This window comes from Azoarcus olearius (genome assembly GCF_001682385.1).
GTDB classification, from domain to species: domain Bacteria; phylum Pseudomonadota; class Gammaproteobacteria; order Burkholderiales; family Rhodocyclaceae; genus Azoarcus; species Azoarcus olearius.
In genome coordinates this window covers 784,054-805,237 of the sequence record NZ_CP016210.1, presented here as the reverse complement: position 1 = coordinate 805,237, position 21,184 = coordinate 784,054, and the positions used below count along the sequence as shown (strand labels likewise).

Genomic DNA, 21,184 nt, shown 5'->3' with positions numbered 1-21,184 from the left:
GCGCGCTGAACACAGGCCGAGCGAATAACAAAACCATGTCGCCGACCCTCCCTCCCACCCGCCGCGCCGGCCGCTTCGCCACGCTGGGCGCGATCGCGCGCGGCACGCCGCTGCTGGTGCTCGCGTTCGCGCTGTCGGGGCTGCTGCACGCCACCCTGCTGGCGGTCCATTTCGTGTCGCCGCCGCCCAAGCCCACGCGTGACCGCGGTCTTGAAGTGGTGCTGGTCAACGCCCGCCACGCCAGGGCGCCCGACCAGGCCCAGGTGCTGGCGCAAGCCAATCTCGACGGCGGCGGCACCAGCGACAAGGCGGTCACGCCCAAGTCGCCGCTGCCGCCGCAGGACGCGCGCCGCGAGGGCACCGCGCTGACCGAGGCGCGGCGCAAGGTGCAGCAGCAGGAGCGCACGCAGCAGGAACTGCTCACCCGCGTGAAGCAGGCGCCCGCGGTGGCGAGCACGCGCGAACATGCCGAACAGCCCGCGCCCACGCCGCAGGCCTCCGGGCTGGACCTGCTCGACAGCGCGGCCGCGATCGCCCGCATCGAAGCGCAGATCGACCGCAACCTGGAGGAATACGCCAAGCGCCCGCGCAAGAAATTCATCGGCGCGCGCGCGCGCGAGTACCGCTTCGCCCAGTACGTGGAGGACTGGCGCCTGAAGATCGAGCGCATCGGCACCCTCAACTACCCGGACGCCGCTCGCGGCAAGCTCTACGGCAGCCTGCTGCTGTCGGTGTCGATCCGCGCCGACGGCAGCGTGGCGAGCGTGGAAGTCACCCGCAGCTCGGGCCACAAGGTGCTGGACGAAGCGGCGATGCGCATCGTCAACATGTCGGCGCCCTACGCCCCCTTCCCGCCGGACATCAGCCGCGACACCGATATCATCGAGATCGTGCGGACCTGGACCTTCACCAATACCGACCAGGTGCGCGCCAACTAGGAGCCCGCAGCGCATGGACCGCTACGCCGTCGTCGGCAACCCGATCGCCCACAGCAAGTCGCCGCAGATCCACGCCGCCTTCGCGCGCCAGACCGGCGAGGCACTGGGCTACGAAGCCATCCTCGCGCCGCTCGATGGCTTCGTGGACACCGTGCTCGCGTTCCGCGCGATGGGCGGGCGCGGCATGAACGTGACCGTGCCGTTCAAGCTCGAAGCCCACGCGCTTGCCACGCGCCTCACGCCGCGCGCGGCGGCCGCGGGCGCCGTCAATACGCTCGCCTTCGGCGGGCCGGAAACCCCGGACGACATCCTCGGCGACAACACCGACGGCGCCGGCCTGGTGCGCGACCTCACCGTCAATCTCGGCTGTCCCTTGCACGGCCGCCGCGTGCTGCTGCTCGGCGCCGGTGGCGCGGCGCGCGGCGCGCTGCTGCCGCTGCTGGAGCAGGCGCCGGCCGCGCTGACGATCGCCAACCGCACCGCGGCGAAGGCGGTCGAACTGGCCGCCGGCTTTGCCGCCGGCCACCCCGGCGTGGCGATTGACGGCGGCGGCTTCGATGCGCTCGCCGGCCGCCGCTTCGACGTGGTCATCAATGCCACCGCCGCCAGCCTTGCCGACCAGGCGCCGCCGCTGCCGGCTGGCATCTACGCCGAAGGCGCGCTGGCCTACGACATGATGTACGGCCGCGGCGACACCCCCTTTCTTGCCGCCGCCCGGGCCGACGGTGCCGGGCGGCTGGCCGACGGGCTGGGCATGCTGGCCGAGCAGGCCGCCGAGAGCTTCCTGCTGTGGCGCGGCGTGCGCCCCGACACCGCCCCGGTGCTGGCCGATCTGCGCGCCCGTCTCGCCGCCGCATGAAGACGCTGTGGCGCTGGCTCGGCCGCGCCCTGCTCGCCGCCTTCGCGCTGTTGCTGCTCTGGCAGGTCTGGCTGTTCGCGCAGGTGGCGTGGTGGCGCACGCACAATCCGGACAGCACCAGCTTCATGCGCCTGCGGCTCGATGCGCTGCAGGAGAAGAAGCCGGACGCGCGCCTGCGCCACACCTGGGTGCCCTACGAGCAGATCTCCATCCACCTCAAGCGCGCCGTGGTCGCGGCCGAGGACGACGGCTTCGTCGACCATGAGGGTTTCGACTGGGAAGGGATCCAGCGCGCGCTGGAGAAGAACGAACGCAAGGGCCGCCCGGTGTCCGGCGGCTCCACGATCAGCCAGCAGCTTGCCAAGAACCTCTTCCTGTCGCCCTCGCGCAGCTACTTCCGCAAGGCGCAGGAGGCAGTGATCACCGTGATGATCGAGCAGCTGTGGAGCAAGCGCCGCATCCTCGAGGTGTATCTGAACGTGGTCGAATGGGGCAACGGCATCTTCGGCGCCGAAGCCGCCGCGCGGCGCTATTACGGCCTGCCGGCCAGCCGCCTCGGCCCTGCCGAAGCAGCGCGGCTGGCGGTGATGCTGCCCAACCCGCGCAAGTACGAGCGCAGCTTCGGGCCGCGCCTCGCCGCCCACGCCGACCGCATCCGCGGCCGCATGGCCTGGGCCGAAGTCCCGCCCTGATCGGTGCGTCGTGAGCGCGCGCGCGGTCGCTGCTCCGCCGGCGGGCGCCGCGTGGCGGCAAATCCGCCACAGCGGGCCGAGCGGGGTCGCGCCGCGGCGCCCGAGTCCGTAGAATTCGCGTCTCGCTCAGCCACCCCCACCGGCCCTTCGCGCAATGACCCCGGAAGAGGAACTCCACCCCGACGACGTCCAGCACCACCTGCGCGAAGTGCAGGAGCTGCTCGCACGCCAGAAGCTGGTGGAAGACCTGGTGCACCGCCAGGACATGCCGCGCCACGAACTGGTGGAATCGCTGGTGCACAAGCAGCACGTCGCCGAGCTGCGCAGCAAGCTCGACTCGCTGCACCCGGCCGACATCGCCTACATCCTCGAAGCGCTGCCGCTCGAAGAGCGCCTGTTCGTCTGGGACCTGGTCAAGGCCGAGCGCGACGGCGAGATCCTGCTCGAAGTCTCGGATGCGGTCCGCGAATCGCTGATCGAGACCATGGCGCCGGAGGAGTTGAAGGCCGCGGCGGAAACGCTGGACGCCGACGAACTCGCCGACCTTGCGCCCGACCTGCCGCCCGAGGTCATCCAGGACGTCTTCCAGTCGCTCGACCACGAAGGGCGCGAGCAGCTGCGCGCCGCGATGTCCTACCCGGAGGACTCGGTCGGCGCGCTGATGGACTTCGACCTGATGACCGTCCGCGAGGACGTCACGCTCGAAGTCGTGCTGCGCTACCTGCGCCGCTTCGACGAACTGCCCGATCACACCGACAAGCTCTTCGTGGTCGACCGCGAGGATCGCCTGAAGGGCATCCTGTCGCTCGAATCCCTGCTGCTCAACGACCCCGAGTCGCTGGTCGCCGACGTGATGCGCAAGGAGGTGATGATCAGCTTCGAGCCGGCCGACGACGCCGACGACGCGGCGCAGGCCTTCGAGCGTTACGACCTGGTGTCGGCGCCGGTGATCGGCCCCGACAAGCGCCTGATCGGCCGTCTCACCGTGGCCGACGTGGTCGATTACATCCGTGAGGAATCCGAGGCCGAGATCCTCAGCCACGCCGGTCTGCGCGAAGAGGAAGACATCTTCGCCTCGGTATGGGACTCGGTGAAGAACCGCTGGTCGTGGCTGGCGGTCAACCTCGTCACCGCCTTCGTCGCGTCGCGCGTGATCGGCGCCTTCGAAGGTTCGATCGAGAAGCTGGTCGCGCTCGCCGCGCTGATGCCCATCGTCGCCGGCATCGGCGGCAACTCCGGCAACCAGACGGTGACGATGATCGTGCGCGCGATCGCGATCGGCCAGGTCGAGCAAAGCGCGATGCAGCGCCTGCTGAAGAAGGAGATCAGCGTCGCGCTGATCAACGGCCTGGTGTGGGGCGGCCTGCTCGGCATCCTGTCCTGGTGGCTGTACCACAGCGCCGCCCTCGGCGTGGTGATGACCGCGGCGATGACGCTCAACCTGCTGCTCGCCGCCACCGCCGGCGTCGCCATCCCCATGCTGCGCCAGCGCCTCGGCGCCGACCCGGCGATCGGGGGCTCGGTGATGATCACCGCGCTCACCGACTCCGGCGGCTTCTTCATCTTCCTCGGCCTTGCCACGCTGTTCCTGCTGTGAGCGGCGCGGCGGCAATGTCCCGGCGCATCCTGATCGTCGATGACGAACCGGCGATCGCCGACATGCTCGCCTACGCGCTGCGCACCGAGGGCTACGAACCCGACTGCGTCGGCCTTGGCGGCGACGCGCTGGCGGCGCTGCGCGGCGGCGCCGACTACGCGCTCGTGATCCTCGACGTCGGCCTGCCCGACCAGTCCGGCTTCGACGTCTGCCGCGCGCTGCGGCGCGAATCCGACGTGCCGGTGATCTTCCTCACCGCGCGCAGCGACGAGGTGGATCGCATCGTCGGCCTCGAACTCGGCGCCGACGACTACGTGCCCAAGCCGTTCAGCCCGCGCGAGGTCGCCTCGCGGGTGCGCGCCATCCTGCGCCGCGCGCGGCCGCAGCCGGCCGCTGTCGCGCCGGCGCCGGCGGCGGAAACCTGCAGCGCGCCCTTCCACCACGATGCCGACGGCGCCCGCATCGCCTACCACGGCGTGTGGCTGTCGCTGACGCGCTACGAATACCGCCTGCTCGCCACCCTGCTCGACCGCCCCGGCCGGGTGCAGAGCCGCGCCCAGCTGATGGCCGACGTCTGGCGCGACGCCGAGGACAGCCTGGAGCGCACGGTGGACGCCCACATCAAGACCCTGCGCGCCAAGCTGCGCGCGGTGCGCGAGGACGAAGACCCGATCGAGACCCACCGCGGCCTGGGCTACAGCCTGCGCCCGGCGCAACGCTGAATGCCGCACCGCAGGCGCCGCCGATGAACATCGCGATCCGCTTCTTCATCGGCTATTTCCTGATCGTCGGGCTCGCGGCCTGGTTCGTGCTCAACATCTTCGCGCGCGAGGTCGAACCCGGCCTGCGCCAGGCCACCGAAGACACCCTGGTCGACGCCGCCAACCTGCTCGCGGAATTCGCCGCCGAGCACCTGGGCCCGGGCGACGGCGGCTTCGAACGCGATCGCTTCGCCACCGCGGTGCGCCGCGCCCAGGCCCGCGTTCCGCGCGCCGACATCTACGGCGTACCGAAAACCGCGGTGGACTTCCGCGTGTATCTGACTGACGCCCGCGGCATCGTGCTGTTCGACTCCGAAGGCAGCGCGGAGGGGGCCGACTACAGCCAGTGGCGCGACGTCGCCCGCGTGCTGCGTGGCGAATACGGCGCGCGCAGCACGCGCGACGACCCCGCCGACCCCAACAGCTCGGTGATGTATGTCGCCGCCCCGGTGCTGCTCGACGGGCGGCTGGCGGGGGTGGTCAGCGTCGCCAAGCCGGCCGCGGCGCTGCTGCCCTACGCCGACCAGGCGCGCGACCGGGTGCGCCGCGCCGGCTGGCTGCTGCTCGGCAGCTCGGCGCTGATCGGCCTCGCATTCACGTTGTGGCTCACCTGGTCGCTCAACCGCCTGCGCGACTACGCGCGCGCGGTCGCCCGCGGCGACAAGGCGGTGGCGCCGACCGGCGGCGGCGGTCAGCTCTCCGAACTGGCGCGCGCGCTGGCCGAAATGCGCGCGCGGCTGGACGGCAAGCAGTATGTCGAACACTACGTGCAGAGCCTCGCCCACGAACTCAAGAGCCCGCTCACCGCGGTGCGCGGCGCCGCCGAACTGCTCGCCGAGGCCCCCTCGGCCGACGACCGCGCGCGCTTCGTCGGCCACATCGGCGAACAGGCCGAACGCATGCAGCTGATCATCGACCGCCTGCTCGCGCTGGCCCGCGTGGAGCAGTTGCAGGCGCCGGAGGCACTCGCCGAAATCGCGCTGGGCGAACTCGCGGCCGAGGTCGTCGCCAGCCGCCAGCCACAACTGGCCGCGCGCGGGCTGCAGGTGGACATCGGCGGCGAGGGCGAGCGGCGCGTGCGCGGCGACCGCTTCCTGTTGCAGCAAGCGCTCGCCAACCTGGTGGACAACGCAATCGACTTTTCCCCGCCCGGCGCCCGCATCGGGCTGACGCTGGGCGGCGATGCCAGCCACCAGGTCATCACCGTGCGCGACCATGGCCCCGGCGCGCCGGAGTTCGCGCTGCCGCAGCTCTTCGACCGCTTCTACTCGCTGCCGCGGCCCGCCACCGGGCGCAAGAGCACCGGCCTCGGGCTGGCCTTCGTGCGCGAAGTGGCGCGGGTGCACGGTGGCGATGCCGACTTCGCCAACGCGCCCGAGGGCGGCGCCCAGGCGCGCATCGTGCTGCCGCGCTAAGCCGCCCCGCGGCACGGTTTCACACACGCCCCGCGCCACTTCACCCTCGCTTCACCGCGCCTTCACGGCCGCCGCCGAGACTTCCCCGCGTCATGTTCACGAGGGGAATCCCATGCAAAGAAAGCTGTTCGCCAAGCTCGGCATCATCGTGCTGCTGTCGATCATCCTGCTGATCCCGCTGGCGATGATCGAAGCCCAGATCGCCGCCCGCAGCGAGCGCCAGGACGAGGTGGTCGAAGACATCGCCGCCAGCGCCGCGGGGGCGCAGACCCTGGTCGGTCCGGTGCTGAGCGTGCGCTACCGCGAACGCGTGACGCTGCGCCAGCGCGACGCCGCGGGCAAGGAAACCGTGCAGCGCGAAATCGTCGAGCGCGTGCTGGTGCTGCCGCCGGCCGTGCTCGGCATCGATGGCGATGCGAGCGTCGAGACACGCCAGCGCGGTCTCTATCGCGCCAACCTGTTCCACCTCGCGGCCCACCTGCAGGGCCACTTCGAAGTACCGCCCCGGCTCGGGCTGGACGAGGGCCGCGAACTGGTGGATGCGCGTGCGGCGCTGGTGCTCGGCCTCGGCGACAGCCGTGGCGTCGGCAACGACCCGGAGGTGAAGGTGAACGGCCGCGCACACCGCTTCACCCCCGGCGGCGGTGGCGCGCTGGACGGCGCGGCGCTGCAGGTGGACCTGGGCGCACTGGCGCTGGACGGGCAACGGCTGGAGTTCGCCTTTCCGCTCGCGCTCACCGGCTCGTCCCGGCTGGCGATCGCACCGGCCGGGGATGCCACCACGGTGACGCTGCGTTCGCCCTGGCCCCATCCGAGCTTCCAGGGCCGCTTCCTGCCGCTCAGCCGCAGCGTGAGCGCGCGCGGGTTCGAAGCGCAATGGCAGGTGTCCCATCTCGCCCGCAGTTTCGACCGCGTGCTGGCCACCGCCGCCGGCGAGGACCGCGGCCGCCCCGAGGCGCTGGTGGTCGGCTTCATCGAGCCGGTAAATGTGTACTTGAAGGCCGAGCGCGCGGTGAAGTACGGCGTGCTGTTCGTGGTCCTCACCTTCGCCGCCTTCTTCCTCACCGAAGTGCTGCGCCGGCTGCCGATCCACCCGCTGCAGTACCTGCTGGTCGGCCTTGCGCTCGCGGTGTTCTTCCTGCTGCTGGTCGCGCTGTCCGAGCATCTCGCGTTCGGCCTGGCCTACGCACTGTCTGCCGCTGCCTGCGTGGCGCTGATCGGCAGCTACCTGGCGGGCGCGCTGGGCAGTGCGCGCCGCGGCGCGGCCTACGGCGGCGGCATCGCCGCGCTCTACGGCGTGCTGTACGGGGTGCTGCTGTCCGAAGACAACGCCTTGCTGATGGGCGCGCTGCTGCTGTTCGCCGCGCTCGCCGCCAGCATGCTCGCCACACGCCGCATCGACTGGTACCGCCTCGGCGCGACGGCGCCGGGAGAGGCCGCGTGAGGGCCGGCGCGCGTCTGCTGCGCTGGGGCAGCGCGGCGCTCGCCCTGCTGCTGGCGCACGATCCGCACACGCCCTACCTGCTCGCGGTGCGCGGCGTCATCGTGCCCGCGCTGGTCGTCGCGGGCGTACTCGGCGCGGCGTGGGCGGGGCGCGCCGCCTGCCGCCGGCGGCTGGGGTGGCGCGAGGCCGCCGTGCTCGCCGCAGCCGGCATCACGGTGGCGACGCTGGCGCTGGCCGATGCCCACCGCTTCGCCGCAGCCCGCCTGGAAGTGCTCGCGGCAGGCGCGTCGGACCCGCAGCTGCGCCGCCTTGGCGCCCACTTCATGATCGGCTACCGCGATGCGGACGAAGTCGCGGCGCTCGCCGCGCGCGGCCTCATCGGCGGCATCTACCTCGGCCGCCACAACGTGCGCGGGCGCAGCGTCGAAGCCGTGCGGGCGGAGATCGACCGCCTGCAGGCTCTGCGCGCGCGCAACGCGCTGCCGCCGCTGATCGTCGCGGCCGACCAGGAAGGCGGCAGCGTCGCGCACATGAGCCCGCCGCTGGCGCCGCAGCCGGCGCTGGCCAGCGTGCTCGCGGGCGACGAGGCGGGGCTGGAAGCGCGGGCGCGCGACTATGGCCGTCTGCAAGGGGCAGGGCTCGCAGCACTGGGCGTGACGCTGAATTTCGGTCCGGTGGTCGATCTGCGCCCCGCGCACGGCGGGCCGCTGTTCGACACCCATACCCGTATCGGCGAACGCGCCATCGACGGCGATCCGGCGCGGGTCGCGCGGGTGGCCCGCGCCTATGCCGAAGGGCTGGCCGACGCCGGCGTGCAGGCGACCCTGAAGCACTTCCCGGGGCTGGGTGGCGTCATGCGCGACACCCATCACTTTGCCGCCCGCCTCGACACCCCGGGCGCGGTGCTCGCAGCGCACGACTGGCAGGCGTTTCGCGGCGCCGCGCCCGCCAGTGCCGCGATGATGGTCGGCCACGTGGTGCTGCCGGAGCTGGACGCCGACCGACCGGCATCGCTCTCGCCCGCAGTGGTGCAGGGGCTGCTGCGGCGCGGCTGGGGCTACCAGGGCCTGCTGGTCACCGACGACCTCAACATGGGCGCGGTGTATCGCCGCGGCACCTGCCGCGCGGCGGTGGAGGCGCTGGAAGCCGGCATCGACCTCGTCCTGATTTCCTACGATCCGGCGCAGTTCTACCGTGCGCTGCTGTGTGCGCGCCGCGCCTTCGACGAAGGCCGGCTGCAGCCGGAATTGCTCGCCGCGGGGCGCAGTCGGCTCGCCGCCGCGGCGCACTTATCCACAGCCGCCGGTGGACAAGCTGTGCGCGAAATGTGGACGCAGGCCGCAAGCCCTTGAACCGGCGGGAAACGCGACGCCTGAAACGGCCTGTCCGTCGGTGGCGATTTGACGGCCACCCGGGCCTCTGCTTTGCTGGAGCCAGGAAGCAAAAAAACCGGGAGGGACGCCATGAACACGCTGCTGCATACCGCCGATCGCGGCGACGAACTCGACCGCGCCGCCTGGGCCCAGCGCTATCGCCGGGTGCGCGACGCCAGCACCGACCTCTGTGCGCCGCTGGCGGTGGAGGACTACGTGATCCAGGCCTGTGAGGAAGCCAGCCCGGCAAAATGGCACCTGGCGCATGTCAGCTGGTTCTTCGAAACCTTCATCCTCACCGAATACCTGCCCGGCTACAGCGAGTTCCATCCGCGCTACCGACAGTTGTTCAACTCCTACTACCAGCAGATCGGGGAGGTCTTTCCGCGTGCCGCACGCGGCACGCTGGCGCGCCCGACCGTGGACGAAGTGCTGCGCTATCGCGCCCACGTGGATGCGGGGATGCTGGCGCTGCTGGCCGAACGCGCCGACCTGCCGTGGGCCGAAATCCTGCAGCGGCTGGAAATCGGCCTGAATCACGAGCAGCAGCACCAGGAACTGCTGCTCACCGACATCAAGCGCAACTTCGCCGCCAACCCGTTGCGCCCCGCCTACCGGCTCGACCTGCCCCACCCTGCACAGCGCCCGCGCGCGCCGCTGGAGTGGGTGAGCTTCGAGGGCGGGGTGTACGAGATCGGCGCCCCGGCGCTGGGCGAGCACTTCAGCTACGACAACGAAACGCCGCGCCACCGCGTCTATCTGCAGCCCTTCCGGCTCGCGTCGCGGCTGGTGACCAACGGCGAATTCCTCGCCTTCATCGAATCCGGCGGTTATTCCAATCCCGCGCTATGGCTGGCGGACGGCTGGACCCAGGTGCGCAGCGCGGGCTGGTCGGCGCCGCTGTACTGGGAGCGCATCGGCGGGGAATGGTGGCACTACACGCTGGGCGGCATGGCGCCGCTGGCGCCGGACGAGCCGGTGTGCCACGTCAGCCACTACGAGGCCGCCGCCTACGCCGCCTGGGCCGGGCGGCGGCTGCCAACCGAAGCGGAATGGGAGGTGGCCGCCGCCACGCAGCCGGTGGCCGGCAACCTGCGTGAAACCGGCTTCCTGCGGCCGACGGTGGCGCCGGCCGGCGCCGGCCCCGCCCAACTCTACGGCGACGTCTGGGAGCACACCGGCTCCGCCTACCTGCCCTACCCCGGCTACCACGCCGCCGAAGGCGCGATCGGCGAATACAACGGCAAGTTCATGTGCAACCAGATGGTGCTGCGCGGCGGCTCCTGCGTCACCCCGGCCGACCACCTGCGCGCGACCTATCGCAACTTCTTCTATCCGCAGGAGCGCTGGCAATTCCAGGGGTTCCGCCTGGCAGAGGACGCCACCTGAACACCGCCGGCATGTCGGACGCTTTGACAGACCACGCCGAAAGGATGATTTTGAGCAGACTTTTACCCATTTAATCCGTGCGTTATTAAAACGGCACGGGCAATGCTTGGACCCGCGAGGATTCAACCCTCGCGAGGTTCACAATGACAAAGAGAAGCCTGCTCCTCCCCGCGCTGTTCGCGGCCGCATCCTGCCTCCCCGGCGCGGCCTCGGCGGCGCTCTACACCACCGCGCTCGGTAGCCAGATTGCCTCGCTGAGCGACTGCGACGACTGCTACAGCGGCCCCTACGGTTTTGGCGCCGGCCACAGCCTCAGCTACTTCGGCGGCAGCTACAACGGCCTCTACGTGGGCAGCAACGGCTACGTCACCCTGGGCGAAGGCGTCTCCGATTTCGTCACCCGTCCGCTCGACACCCAGGATCTGGCGCCCATGATCGCGGCGCTGTTCACCGACCTCGACAGCCGCGCCGACGACGCCTCGCGGGTATACGTCAACACCGCGCAAGCCGGCCAGATCATCGTCACCTGGTCGCAGATGGGCCATTACGACACCACCTACAGCGTGCGTAGCACCTTCCAGCTGGTGATCCGCTCCGACCAGTTCGCCTATGCCGAGGGCGAGGGCCAGGTCGGCTTCTTCTACGACACGATCACCGACGATGCGATCGCCAGCGCCGGTTTCGGCGACGGCTATTTCCCGTCGATTCCGGGCGAGGTGGCGCTCTTCCTCGGTCCCGCCAGCGCGCAGTCGGGCGCCGCGCCGCGCTGGTTCGTGCTGCGCGACGGAATTCCAGATGTGGTGGGGCAGGTGCCCGAGCCGGGCGCACTCGGGCTCGCCGCGCTCGGCCTGCTGGGCCTCGGGCTGCGCCGCCGGCGCTGCTGATACTGCCCACCCCGCGGCGGCCGAACGTTCGGCCGCCGCCGGTGCTCCAACCGCCATCCCGACGCGACAGGAGAGGCTGATGGATCCGAGCACCCGAATCGAACGCGACAGCATGGGCGAGATGGCGGTGCCGCTCGCCGCGCTGTACGGCGCGCAGACGCAACGCGCCGTGCTCAACTTCCCCATCAGTGGCCAGCGCCTGCCGCCGGCCTTCATCCGCGCGCTGCTGCTGGTCAAGCTCGCCGCCGCGCGCGCCAACGTGGAACTCGGGCAGCTGCCCGCGCCCACCGGCGAGGCCATCGCGCAGGCCTGCGAACAACTGCTGGCGGGCGAGTTCATGCAGCACTTTCCGGTCGACGTGTTCCAGACCGGTTCCGGCACCAGCTCCAACATGAACGCCAACGAGGTCGTTGCGACGGTTGCCAGCCGCATCCTCGGCGCGCCGGTCAGCCCCAACGACGACGTCAACCACGGCCAGAGCAGCAACGACACGGTGCCGAGCGCGATCCACATCGCCGCGGCGATTGCGCTCGCCGGCGAACTGCTGCCGGCACTGCGCTACCTCGCCCACACCATCCGCGACAAGGCGCGCACGGTGCATCACCACGTCAAGACCGGCCGCACCCACCTGATGGACGCCATGCCGGTGCGGATGAGCCAGGTGCTCAACGGCTGGGCGCAGCAGCTCGACACCGACATCGAGCACCTGCGCGCGCTGCTGCCTTCGGTGCAGAGCCTCGCCCAGGGCGGCACCGCGGTGGGAACCGGCATCAACGCCCATCCGCAGTTCGCTGCCTGCTTCTGCGCCGAACTCGGCCGCCTGACCGGGCTGGGTTTCACCCCGGCGCACGACTACTTCGCGCTGATGGGGGCGCAGGACGTGGCGGTGGCGCTGTCGGGCCAGCTCAAGACCACCGCGGTAAGCCTGATGAAGATCGCCAACGACCTGCGCTGGATGAACTCCGGCCCGCTTGCCGGGCTGGGCGAGATCGAGCTGGAGGCGCTGCAGCCGGGCTCCTCCATCATGCCGGGCAAGGTGAACCCGGTGATCCCGGAAGCGACCTGCATGGTCGCGGCGCAGGTGATCGGCAACGACGCCGCGATCACCGTGGCGGGCCAATCCGGCAATTTCGAACTCAACGTGATGCTGCCGCTGATCGCCCACAACCTGCTCGGCAGCCTGCACCTGCTGACTACCACCAGCCGCCTGCTGGCCGACCGCGCGATCGCGGGCTTCCGGGTAAACGACGCCCGCCTGAAGGAGGCGCTGGCGCGCAACCCCATTCTGGTGACTGCGCTGAATCCGGTCATCGGCTACGCCAAGGCGGCGGAAATCGCCAAGCAGGCCTATCGCGAGGGACGCCCGATCATCGACGTCGCCGCCGAGCAGACCGGCATCGACCGCGCCGAACTCGAACGCCTGCTTGACCCCGAGAAGCTCACCGCCGGCGGGCTGTGAGTTTCTTCGGTTTATCCCCGTCCGCCGTGGGCGAAGCTGTGGACAAGCTGTGGGGCCGGTGCGCAGCGCCTTGAGCGCAATGGCTTTTTTCGCCTTGCACAAAAATGTGGCAAGCGCGCCCGCGCCCTACGCCGGGCGCATTTCTGCTGCCTGCCCGCCGCCCACGCGCTGTGGATAAGCGGGTTCGACGCGGTTTTCCACGCCCGCAGCGGCCTTTATCCACGCCGCCCGTGGACCACGCTGTGGACAAGTTGTGGGCCGCGCGCGGAGACGCTTGAGCCGCAAGGATTTTTCCGTGCTGCACAAAAAATAGGCAGCACCAGAAAGCAGAACGGCGCCGAAGCGCCGTTTCTCTCTGTTGTGGTTGGGCGTGCTTACATGCTGCGCCGGTACTGGCCGCCCACCTTGTACAGCGCCTCGGTGATCTGGCCGAGCGAGCAGTAGCGCACCGCATCGACCAGCACCTCGAACACGTTGCCGTTCTCGATCACCGTCTGCTGCAGCTTGGCCTGCCATTTCGGCGCTTCGGCCTTGTTGCGGGCGTGGAAGTCCTTCAGACGGGCAAGCTGGCTCTGCTTTTCTTCCTCGGTGGAACGCGCCAGCTCGATCTCCTGCTGGGCCTGGCCCTTGGGGTTGAGGAAGGTGTTCACGCCGATGATCGGGTAGGAGCCGTCGTGCTTCTTGTGCTCGTAGTAGAGCGACTCCTCCTGGATCTTGCCGCGCTGGTAGCCGGTCTCCATCGCGCCGAGCACCCCGCCGCGCGACGCGATGGCCTCGAACTCCTTCAGCACCGCTTCTTCAACGAGGTCGGTGAGTTCCTCGACGATGAAGCTGCCCTGGTTGGGGTTCTCGTTCTTGGCCAGGCCCCACTCGCGGTTGATGATGAGCTGGATCGCCATCGCGCGCCGCACCGATTCCTCGGTCGGCGTGGTGATCGCCTCGTCGTAGGCGTTGGTGTGCAGGCTGTTGCAGTTGTCGTAGATCGCTATCAGCGCCTGCAGCGTGGTGCGGATGTCGTTGAAGTCCATCTCCTGCGCGTGCAGCGAGCGGCCGGAGGTCTGGACGTGGTACTTCAGCTTCTGGCTGCGCTCGTTGGCGCCGTACTTGTTCTTCATCGCCACCGCCCAGATGCGGCGGGCGACGCGGCCGATCACGGTGTATTCCGGGTCCATGCCGTTGCTGAAGAAGAAGCTGAGGTTGGGCGCGAAATCGTCGATGTGCATGCCGCGCGCCAGATACGACTCCACATAGGTGAAGCCGTTGGCGAGCGTGAACGCGAGCTGGCTGATCGGGTTGGCGCCGGCTTCGGCGATGTGGTAACCCGAGATCGACACCGAGTAGAAGTTCTGCACCTTGTTGTGCACGAAGAACTCCTGGATGTCGCCCATCATCTTCAGCGCGAACTCCGTGCTGAAGATGCAGGTGTTCTGGCCCTGGTCTTCCTTGAGGATGTCGGCCTGCACCGTGCCGCGCACGGAAGACAGCGTCCATGCGCGGATCTTGGCGTACTCGTCCTCGGTCGGGTCGCGGCCGTTGTCGGCCTTGAACTTGGCGAACTGCTGTTCCAGCGCGGTGTTGAAGAAGAAGGCGAGGATGATCGGCGCCGGGCCGTTGATCGTCATCGACACCGAGGTGGTCGGGCAGCACAGGTCGAAGCCGTCGTACAGCACCTTCATGTCGTCCAGCGTCGCGATGGACACGCCGGAGTTGCCGATCTTGCCGTAGATGTCCGGGCGCAGATCGGGGTCGCAGCCGTAGAGCGTGACCGAGTCGAAGGCGGTACTGAGGCGATGCGCCGGCATGCCTTCGGACACCTTCTTGAAGCGGCGGTTGGTGCGGAAGGCGTCGCCCTCGCCCGCGAACATCCGCGTGGGGTCCTCGCCCTCGCGCTTGAAAGCGAACACGCCGGCGGTGTAGGGGAAGGAGCCGGGCACGTTCTCCTTCATCAGGAATTTCAACGTCTCGCCGTCGTCGTCGAAGTTGGGCAGCGCGACCTTGCGGATCTTGCTGCCGGACAGCGATTCATAGGTGAGCTTGGTGCGGATCTCCTTGTCGCGGATCTTCACCACGTATTCGTCGGCGGCGTACAGCGCCTTCTCTGTCGGCCACTGCTCCAGCAGCTTCTTCGCCACCGGGGTCAGTTCGCCGTCCTTCCAGTTGATCAGCTCGTCGAAGGAACCGACATCCTTGCCGCACTGCTCGAACAGCGCCTTGGCGGTTTTCAGCGACTGGCGCTCGCGGGCGACGCGCGCCTGCTGCAGCACATGCTTGTGGTAGTCGCGCACGGTGTCGGCGATCTCCGCGAGGTAGCGGGTGCGCTCGGCCGGCACGATGGCGCGGCCCTTCGACGAAGCCTTGACCGTGACGAGGGGCAGCGTGCCGCCCTTGGCCTTCAGGCCCTTTTCCACCAGCCGCGGGAAGATCGCCTGGTAGAGCGCGGTGACGCCGTCGTCGTTGAAGCGCGCCGCCATGGTGCCGAACACCGGCATGTCGTCGGTGGGCTGGGTGAAGAGTTCGCGGTTGCGCTGGTACTGCTTGCGCACGTCGCGCAGCGCGTCTTCCGCGCCCTTGCGGTCGAACTTGTTGATCGCGACGAAATCGGCGAAGTCCAGCATGTCGATCTTCTCGAGCTGGCTCGCGGCGCCGAATTCCGGCGTCATCACGTACAGCGACAGATCGACGAAGGGCACGATCGCGGCGTCGCCCTGGCCGATGCCGGAGGTCTCGACGATCACCAGGTCGAAGCCGGACAGCTTGCACGCGGCGATGACCTCGGGCAGCGCGGCCGAGACTTCCGAGCCGGTGTCGCGGGTGGCCAGCGAGCGCATGAAGATGTGTTCGTGCTCGATCGCGTTCATGCGGATGCGGTCGCCGAGCAGCGCGCCGCCGGTGCGCTTGCGCGAGGGGTCGATCGAGACGATGGCGATCCGGAGCGTGTCGTTGTGGTCGAGGCGGAAGCGGCGCACCAGCTCGTCGGTGAGCGAGCTTTTGCCCGCGCCGCCGGTGCCGGTGATGCCCAGCGTCGGCGTCTTGCACTTGGCCGCGGCATCCTTGATCGCCTGCTTCACGTCGTCGCTGCAGGCGCCGTTTTCCAGCGCGGTGATGATCTGCGCCAGCGCGCGGCGGTCGCCGGAGGCGAGGCGCTTGAGCATTTCGTCGGCCGACTTGGGCGCGACATGGGTGAGATCGACGTCGGAACGTTCGACCACGTCGTTGATCATGCCCTGCAGGCCGATGGTGGCGCCGTCTTCCGGCGAGTAGATGCGGGTGACGCCGTAGTCGTGGAGTTCCTTGATCTCCGACGGCACGATCACCCCGCCGCCGCCGCCGAAGACCTTGATGTTCTCGCCACCGTTGGCCTTCAGCAGGTCGATCATGTACTTGAAGAACTCGACGTGACCGCCCTGGTAGCTGGTGATGGCGATGCCCTGCACGTCTTCCTGCAGCGCCGCCTTGACGATCTCGCCCACCGAGCGGTTGTGGCCGAGGTGGATGACCTCGGCGCCGGTCGATTGCAGGATGCGGCGCATGATGTTGATCGAGGCGTCGTGGCCGTCGAACAGCGCGGCGGCGGTGACGAAGCGCACCTTGTTCTTCGGCTTGTAGGGCGAAAGCTTCTTGGCGATGCTCAGGTCGGTCATGGTGTCTCCCCCGTGTCGATACCCCGGCAAGCGGAACGCGACACCGTTTGCCCCCAGCTGTCGCAGGGCGGCGGGTGCGAAACGGTCACGGCGCCGGATTGAATAATGTGTGTCCTCCGAATGGTAGAAGCCGCTCCCCCGCTTTGCCATTGCCGCCGCCGACGACGATCGTGCAAAATCCGCCAAATTCTCCCTCTGCTTCGAGTGTGTTTTTTACGCCTGTGAGCACCGCCGCGCCAACCCCCGCCTCGCCCCGGCAACACCGCCAAACCGCGCGCAACCGCGCGACGGTGGCGATGGGTTTCGTGACCGGCATGCTCGCCGGGCTGCAGCGGCGCGGGCTGGATGCGGCGCCGCTGCTCGCCGTGGCGGGCGTCGGCCTTGCAGACTCCGCCAGCCGGATTCCGGTTGACCGCTACGCGGCGCTGTACAACCTGATCGTGCGTGAACTCGACGACGAGGGCTTCGCGCTGTTCGCCGCCCGGATGCCCGTCGGCAGCTTCGAGTTCCTCTGCCGCGGCATGCTCGGCGCCGCCTCGCTGGCCGAGGCGCTCGACCGCGCCGCGCGCTTCCTGCGCATCGTGCTGCCCGATCTGGCGGTGACGGTGGTGCGCGAACCCGGCGCCGGCCATGCCGAATTGCGCATTGCCGAAACGCGCCCGCTCGCCGCCGGCGCCGACGACCCGGCGCGGGTGTTCGCCTTCGAGTGGCTGTTGCGCCTGCTGCACGGCGTGGCCTGCTGGTTCGTCGGCCGCGGGCTGGCGCTGGACGCGGTGCGCTTTCCCTACACCCGCCCGGCACATGCCGACGACTACGCGCTGGTCTATACCGAGCACTCGTCCTTCGGCGGCGACGCGCTGGTGGCGCGCTTCCAGGCCAACCTGCTCGACCTGCCGCTGCGCCGCGACGACGCCGCGCTCGCCGCCTTCCTCGACGGCGCGCCGGGCAAGATCACCATGCTCTACCGGCGCGACCGCGAGATGGTGTTCCGGGTGCGCGACATCCTGCGCGACGCGCTGCCGGAGAACCTCTCGCTCGACGAGGTGGCCGACCGCCTGCACCAGTCGCCGCGCACGCTGGCGCGCCGGCTGGAAGAAGAAGGCTCCGGCTTTCGCACCATCAAGGACGCCACCCGGCGCGACATCGCGCTCGCGCGGCTGACCAAGACCCGCCAGCCGATCGCGCAGCTCGCCGCCGACCTCGGCTACGCCGACACCTCGGCCTTCTACCGCGCCTTCGTGGCCTGGACCGGGGTGTCGCCGGAGCGCTTCCGCGGCCGCCTGGGGGAACGCGCCGCCCCGCGCAGGGCGGGTGACTGAAGGTGGATGGAGCGACGCCAAGCGCCGCTTCGGCTATGCTGCGGCAGTTGACGCGAACGTCAACCAAGGGCGCCGCGGTTTGCGCCCGCGACCGAATGTGCAACCATCGGCGCGATAAATAAAAGCATGCGGAGGGGAGACAGAGAGCCATGGCGAAGCCCGCCGACCATTCGCCCACGCCGGAACAACGCCGCCGCTACGACCTGCTGCTGGCGGGGCTGGACCTGCTCGACCAGGCCATCGCGGTGTTCGACGCCGCGCCCAAGCTGGTCACCTGGAACAAGGCGCTGCTGCGCCTGCTCGACTTTCCCGAATCCATGGTGCGGGTCGGCACGCCGTTCGAGGATTTCGTGCGTTTCAACGCCGAACGCGGCGAATACGGCGATGGCGATCTCGAACGGCTGGTGAACGAGCGCATGGCGGCCGCGCGCTCCTTCCAGCCGCACTACGCCGAACGCGCGCGCCCCAATGGCAAGATCCTGGCGATCCGCGGGGTGCCGATTCCCAACCTCGGCTTCGTCTCGCTGTGGACCGACATCACCGAGCAGCGCCGCTACGAAACCGTGATCCAGGAGCAGAACAGCCGCCTGGAAGAACGCGTGCGCGCCCGCACCGCCGAGCTGGAAGAAGCCAACGCACACCTGGCGCGCGCCAAGGCCGACATCGACGACATCGCCGGCGCGCTGTCGAAGAGCGAAGAGCGGCTGCGCCTGATCCTCGACTCCATCCCCGCGCTGATCGCGCACGTGGATGCCAGCCAGCGCTACCTGTTCGCCAACCGCAGCTACGCGCAGTGGTTCGGCACCACCAAGGAAGAGATCGTGGGCCGCAGCATCGCCGAGGTGTTCGGGGCGCGGGCCTACGCGGCGATTTCCCCCCATCTGGAAAACGCCACCCACGGCGAGCGCGTGACCTACGAGTATTCGCGCAAGAACGCCGACGGCCAGACGGTGCACGCGCGCAGCGTGGTGGTGCCCGACGTTTCGGCCGAGGGCGGCTTCCAGGGCTATTTCGTGCTGTCGATCGACATCACCGAGCAGAAGGCCCACCAGGCCGCGCTGGTGCAGGCGCAGAAGATGGAAGCGGTGGGCCAGCTGACCGGCGGGCTGGCGCACGACTTCAACAACCTGCTGACCATCATCATCGGCAACCTGTCGGCGCTGCAGACCCAGCTCGGCGACGGTCCCGGCGCGGAATACGTGGCCCCGGCGCTGCAGGCCTCGCGCCGCGGTGCGGAGCTGATCAAGCGCCTGCTCAGTTTCTCGCGCCGGCAACCGCTGGAGCCGAGCGCGGTGGAGGTGGGCGCGCTGGTGCAGAACATGTCGCACCTGCTGGAGCGCTCGCTGTCGGAAACCATCACGGTGCGGCTGGCGCTGCCGGCCGAGCCGTTGCACGCGCTGGTCGATCCTCACCAGCTGGAAAACGCACTGCTCAACCTCGCCCTCAATGCGCGCGATGCGATGCCCGAAGGCGGCCAGTTGACGATCACGGTGACGCGGCGCGAGATCGACCTCGACATCGCGCGCCTGGTCGAGGTGCCGGCCGGCAGCTACGTGCAGATCGACGTAACCGACACCGGCAGCGGCATCGATCCGGCGCTGTTGCCGCGGTTGTTCGAGCCCTTCTTCACCACCAAGCCGTTCGGCATCGGCAGCGGGCTCGGCCTGTCGATGGTGTATGGCTTCGTGCGCCAGTCCGGCGGCAACATCCGCATCCTCAGCACGCCGGGCGAAGGCACCAACGTGCGCTTCGTGCTGCCGATGACCCAGCCGGCGCCGCCTCCCTCGCCCGAGTCCGCCCCCGCCGCCGCCCCGCCCCGGCTGCGCAGCGGCCCGGTGCTGCTGGTGGAGGACGAGCCGGCGGTGCGCCAGGTGATCCGCATGCAGCTCACGGCGCTCGGCTATCCGGTGATCGAAGCCGAGAACGGCGTCGAGGCGCTGAGCCTGCTGGAAAACGTCGAAGACATCGCGATCCTGGTCAGCGATACCGTGATGCCCGGCGGCATCGGCGGACGCGAACTCGCCGCGCGCGCGCGCCGCCTGCGCCCCGACCTGCCGATCCTGCTGATCACCGGCTACGCCAGCAGCAGCGGCAACCCGACGCCGCCCCCGGCCGACATTCCGGTGTTGCGCAAACCTTTCGATCAGGCGGCGCTGGCCGCCGCGCTGCAGAACATCCATCCGCCGCAGGAGCACGAACCCTCATGAGTGCGACCCGACCCGAGGCCAGTCCGCCGACCATCTTCGTCCTGGAGGACGAGCCGGACATTGCGCGGCTGATCTGCAGCAGCCTGACCGAGTACGGTTTCCGCTGCGAACATCTGACGACGGGCCGCCAGTTGCTGCAGCGCGCGCGCCAGCAGACGCCCGACCTGTGCATCGTCGACCTCGGCCTGCCCGACATGGACGGCATGCAGGTGGTGCGCGAACTGCAGGACGGCAGCCCGTGCGCGGTGCTGATCCTGACCGGCCGCAACGATGTGACCGACCGCGTGCTCGGTCTGGAGCTGGGGGCGGACGACTACATCGTCAAGCCGTTCGAGCCGCGCGAGCTGGTCGCACGGGTGCGTTCCATCCTGCGCCGCTACCAGCGCTCGGCGCCGCCGGAGACCAGCGCCGCGGAGAAGACCGTCGCCCGTTTCGCCGGCTGGACCTTCGACGGCGGGCGGTTGACCATGACCGCGCCGGACGGCCGGGAGGTGAATCTCTCTGCCGCCGAGGCGAGCCTGCTGGCGGTGCTGTTGCGGCGGCCGAACAAGATTTTTTCGCGCGAACAGTTGCTGGGCGAGCGCGACGTCGATCCCTTCGACCGCAGCATCGACGTACGCATCTCGCGCCTGCGCCGCAAGCTCGACGACGACCCGCAGAATCCCCGGCTGATCAAGACGGTGTACGGGGCGGGGTATCTGTTTGCGGCGCAGGTGAGTTGGGAGTAGCAGGTCAGGCGACGACCGCTTCCCCCGACGTGACCGGGCGACGGGGCGACCGCACGAACCGGAACCTCCGGCGCTGAGGTTTTTCGCACCCTCCACTTCAAGGGGAGGGCTGGGGTGGGGATGGGGTACCGCCCCTTGCCTCCAGCCACCGCGCAACCCCGCCTCCACCCCACCGTCCGCGCGCGGCAACGAGGCCAGCGTGCCCGCGCCTGACGTTCGCTGGCCTGCGGCTTCCCGCCCGTGACGCACCCGCCGAGGCGACGGCGCAAAAAGCGGACGCTACCGGGCTGAACGGTTTTACTCCCTCCCCTTCAAGGGGAGGGCTGGGGTGGGGATGGGGCACCGCCCATTGCCTCCAGCCCGCACGCAACCCCGTCTCCACCCCACCGCCCGCGCGCGGCAACAAGGCCAGCGTGCCCGCGCCTGACGTTCGCGGCCTGCGGCTTCCCGCGCGGGACGCACCCGCCGGGGCGGCGAC

At 69.6% G+C, this 21,184-nt stretch carries 15 protein-coding genes; 14 read left to right on the top strand and 1 reads right to left on the bottom strand.

Annotation, left to right across the window (positions count from 1 at the left end; genetic code table 11):
* Positions 1-35 precede the first annotated feature (35 nt).
* The 11 genes from dqs_RS03820 to dqs_RS03770 all read left to right on the top strand — a co-directional run bounded on the left by dqs_RS03820 (position 36) and on the right by dqs_RS03770 (position 12,811).
* Positions 36-938: an energy transducer TonB gene (locus tag dqs_RS03820; RefSeq protein WP_065339722.1), complete on the top strand. Its 903-nt coding sequence runs from the start codon at positions 36-38 to the stop codon at positions 936-938.
* Positions 939-951: 13 nt separating this feature from the next.
* The gene (aroE, locus tag dqs_RS03815; protein ID WP_065339721.1) at positions 952-1,797 is read left to right on the top strand and encodes a shikimate dehydrogenase; all 846 of its coding nucleotides are present in this window, start codon (positions 952-954) and stop codon (positions 1,795-1,797) included.
* Complete coding sequence (gene mtgA, locus dqs_RS03810; protein WP_065339720.1) at positions 1,794-2,489, top strand: monofunctional biosynthetic peptidoglycan transglycosylase; 696 nt, start codon at positions 1,794-1,796, stop codon at positions 2,487-2,489. The genes aroE and mtgA overlap by 4 nt, the downstream gene beginning before the upstream one ends.
* 154 nt (positions 2,490-2,643) lie before the next feature.
* Positions 2,644-4,086: a magnesium transporter gene (gene mgtE / locus dqs_RS03805; RefSeq protein WP_011764440.1), complete on the top strand. Its 1,443-nt coding sequence runs from the start codon at positions 2,644-2,646 to the stop codon at positions 4,084-4,086.
* A 14-nt stretch (positions 4,087-4,100) separates the two neighbouring features.
* Positions 4,101-4,808, top strand: a complete 708-nt coding sequence (creB, locus tag dqs_RS03800) for a two-component system response regulator CreB (RefSeq protein WP_065339719.1) — start codon at positions 4,101-4,103, stop codon at positions 4,806-4,808.
* A 23-nt stretch (positions 4,809-4,831) separates the two neighbouring features.
* Positions 4,832-6,262, top strand: coding sequence for a two-component system sensor histidine kinase CreC (gene creC, locus dqs_RS03795; protein ID WP_065339718.1), 1,431 nt, complete (start codon positions 4,832-4,834; stop codon positions 6,260-6,262).
* 112 nt (positions 6,263-6,374) lie between these two features.
* Complete coding sequence (gene creD, locus dqs_RS03790) at positions 6,375-7,706, top strand: cell envelope integrity protein CreD (RefSeq protein ID WP_065339717.1); 1,332 nt, start codon at positions 6,375-6,377, stop codon at positions 7,704-7,706.
* Positions 7,703-9,058 (top strand): glycoside hydrolase family 3 N-terminal domain-containing protein, encoded by a 1,356-nt coding sequence (locus tag dqs_RS03785; protein ID WP_065339716.1) that lies wholly within the window; start codon positions 7,703-7,705, stop codon positions 9,056-9,058. The genes creD and dqs_RS03785 overlap by 4 nt, the downstream gene beginning before the upstream one ends.
* Before the next feature lie 111 nt (positions 9,059-9,169).
* On the top strand, positions 9,170-10,468 hold the full coding sequence (gene egtB, locus dqs_RS03780; protein WP_065339715.1) for an ergothioneine biosynthesis protein EgtB: 1,299 nt from the start codon (positions 9,170-9,172) through the stop codon (positions 10,466-10,468).
* A 143-nt stretch (positions 10,469-10,611) separates the two neighbouring features.
* The gene (locus tag dqs_RS03775) at positions 10,612-11,352 is read left to right on the top strand and encodes a nidogen-like domain-containing protein (RefSeq protein WP_065339714.1); all 741 of its coding nucleotides are present in this window, start codon (positions 10,612-10,614) and stop codon (positions 11,350-11,352) included.
* 79 nt (positions 11,353-11,431) lie between these two features.
* Positions 11,432-12,811, top strand: a complete 1,380-nt coding sequence (locus dqs_RS03770; protein ID WP_065339713.1) for a class II fumarate hydratase — start codon at positions 11,432-11,434, stop codon at positions 12,809-12,811.
* A 374-nt stretch (positions 12,812-13,185) separates the two neighbouring features.
* Here dqs_RS03770 and icmF read toward each other — a convergent pair whose 3' ends face one another.
* Entirely contained in the window at positions 13,186-16,452 is a 3,267-nt protein-coding gene (gene icmF, locus dqs_RS03765; RefSeq protein WP_065339712.1) for a fused isobutyryl-CoA mutase/GTPase IcmF, read from the bottom strand.
* A gap of 296 nt (positions 16,453-16,748) precedes the next feature.
* Here icmF and dqs_RS03760 point away from each other — a divergent pair, with 296 nt between their 5' ends.
* The 3 genes from dqs_RS03760 to dqs_RS03750 all read left to right on the top strand — a co-directional run bounded on the left by dqs_RS03760 (position 16,749) and on the right by dqs_RS03750 (position 20,706).
* Positions 16,749-17,771: an AraC family transcriptional regulator gene (locus dqs_RS03760; RefSeq protein WP_179948009.1), complete on the top strand. Its 1,023-nt coding sequence runs from the start codon at positions 16,749-16,751 to the stop codon at positions 17,769-17,771.
* 149 nt (positions 17,772-17,920) lie between these two features.
* Positions 17,921-19,978, top strand: a complete 2,058-nt coding sequence (locus tag dqs_RS03755) for a PAS-domain containing protein (RefSeq protein WP_065339710.1) — start codon at positions 17,921-17,923, stop codon at positions 19,976-19,978.
* Positions 19,975-20,706 carry a response regulator transcription factor gene (locus dqs_RS03750; RefSeq protein WP_011764428.1) on the top strand — a complete coding sequence of 244 codons (732 nt, stop codon included), beginning with the start codon at positions 19,975-19,977 and terminating at the stop codon, positions 20,704-20,706. Before dqs_RS03755 ends, dqs_RS03750 begins: the two co-directional genes overlap by 4 nt.
* Positions 20,707-21,184: the final 478 nt, after the last annotated feature.

What these genes read in the sequence shown, in the direction of transcription:
- creB (WP_065339719.1), top strand. Translation starts at nt 4,101, where the DNA reads ATGTCCCGGCGCATCCTGATCGTCGATGACGAACCGGCGATCGCCGAC.
- icmF (WP_065339712.1), bottom strand. Translation starts at nt 16,452, where the DNA reads ATGACCGACCTGAGCATCGCCAAGAAGCTTTCGCCCTACAAGCCGAAG.
- aroE (WP_065339721.1), top strand. Translation starts at nt 952, where the DNA reads ATGGACCGCTACGCCGTCGTCGGCAACCCGATCGCCCACAGCAAGTCG.
- mtgA (WP_065339720.1), top strand. Translation starts at nt 1,794, where the DNA reads ATGAAGACGCTGTGGCGCTGGCTCGGCCGCGCCCTGCTCGCCGCCTTC.
- dqs_RS03750 (WP_011764428.1), top strand. Translation starts at nt 19,975, where the DNA reads ATGAGTGCGACCCGACCCGAGGCCAGTCCGCCGACCATCTTCGTCCTG.
- dqs_RS03755 (WP_065339710.1), top strand. Translation starts at nt 17,921, where the DNA reads ATGGCGAAGCCCGCCGACCATTCGCCCACGCCGGAACAACGCCGCCGC.
- dqs_RS03820 (WP_065339722.1), top strand. Translation starts at nt 36, where the DNA reads ATGTCGCCGACCCTCCCTCCCACCCGCCGCGCCGGCCGCTTCGCCACG.
- dqs_RS03770 (WP_065339713.1), top strand. Translation starts at nt 11,432, where the DNA reads ATGGATCCGAGCACCCGAATCGAACGCGACAGCATGGGCGAGATGGCG.
- creC (WP_065339718.1), top strand. Translation starts at nt 4,832, where the DNA reads ATGAACATCGCGATCCGCTTCTTCATCGGCTATTTCCTGATCGTCGGG.
- mgtE (WP_011764440.1), top strand. Translation starts at nt 2,644, where the DNA reads ATGACCCCGGAAGAGGAACTCCACCCCGACGACGTCCAGCACCACCTG.
- creD (WP_065339717.1), top strand. Translation starts at nt 6,375, where the DNA reads ATGCAAAGAAAGCTGTTCGCCAAGCTCGGCATCATCGTGCTGCTGTCG.
- dqs_RS03760 (WP_179948009.1), top strand. Translation starts at nt 16,749, where the DNA reads ATGGGTTTCGTGACCGGCATGCTCGCCGGGCTGCAGCGGCGCGGGCTG.
- egtB (WP_065339715.1), top strand. Translation starts at nt 9,170, where the DNA reads ATGAACACGCTGCTGCATACCGCCGATCGCGGCGACGAACTCGACCGC.
- dqs_RS03775 (WP_065339714.1), top strand. Translation starts at nt 10,612, where the DNA reads ATGACAAAGAGAAGCCTGCTCCTCCCCGCGCTGTTCGCGGCCGCATCC.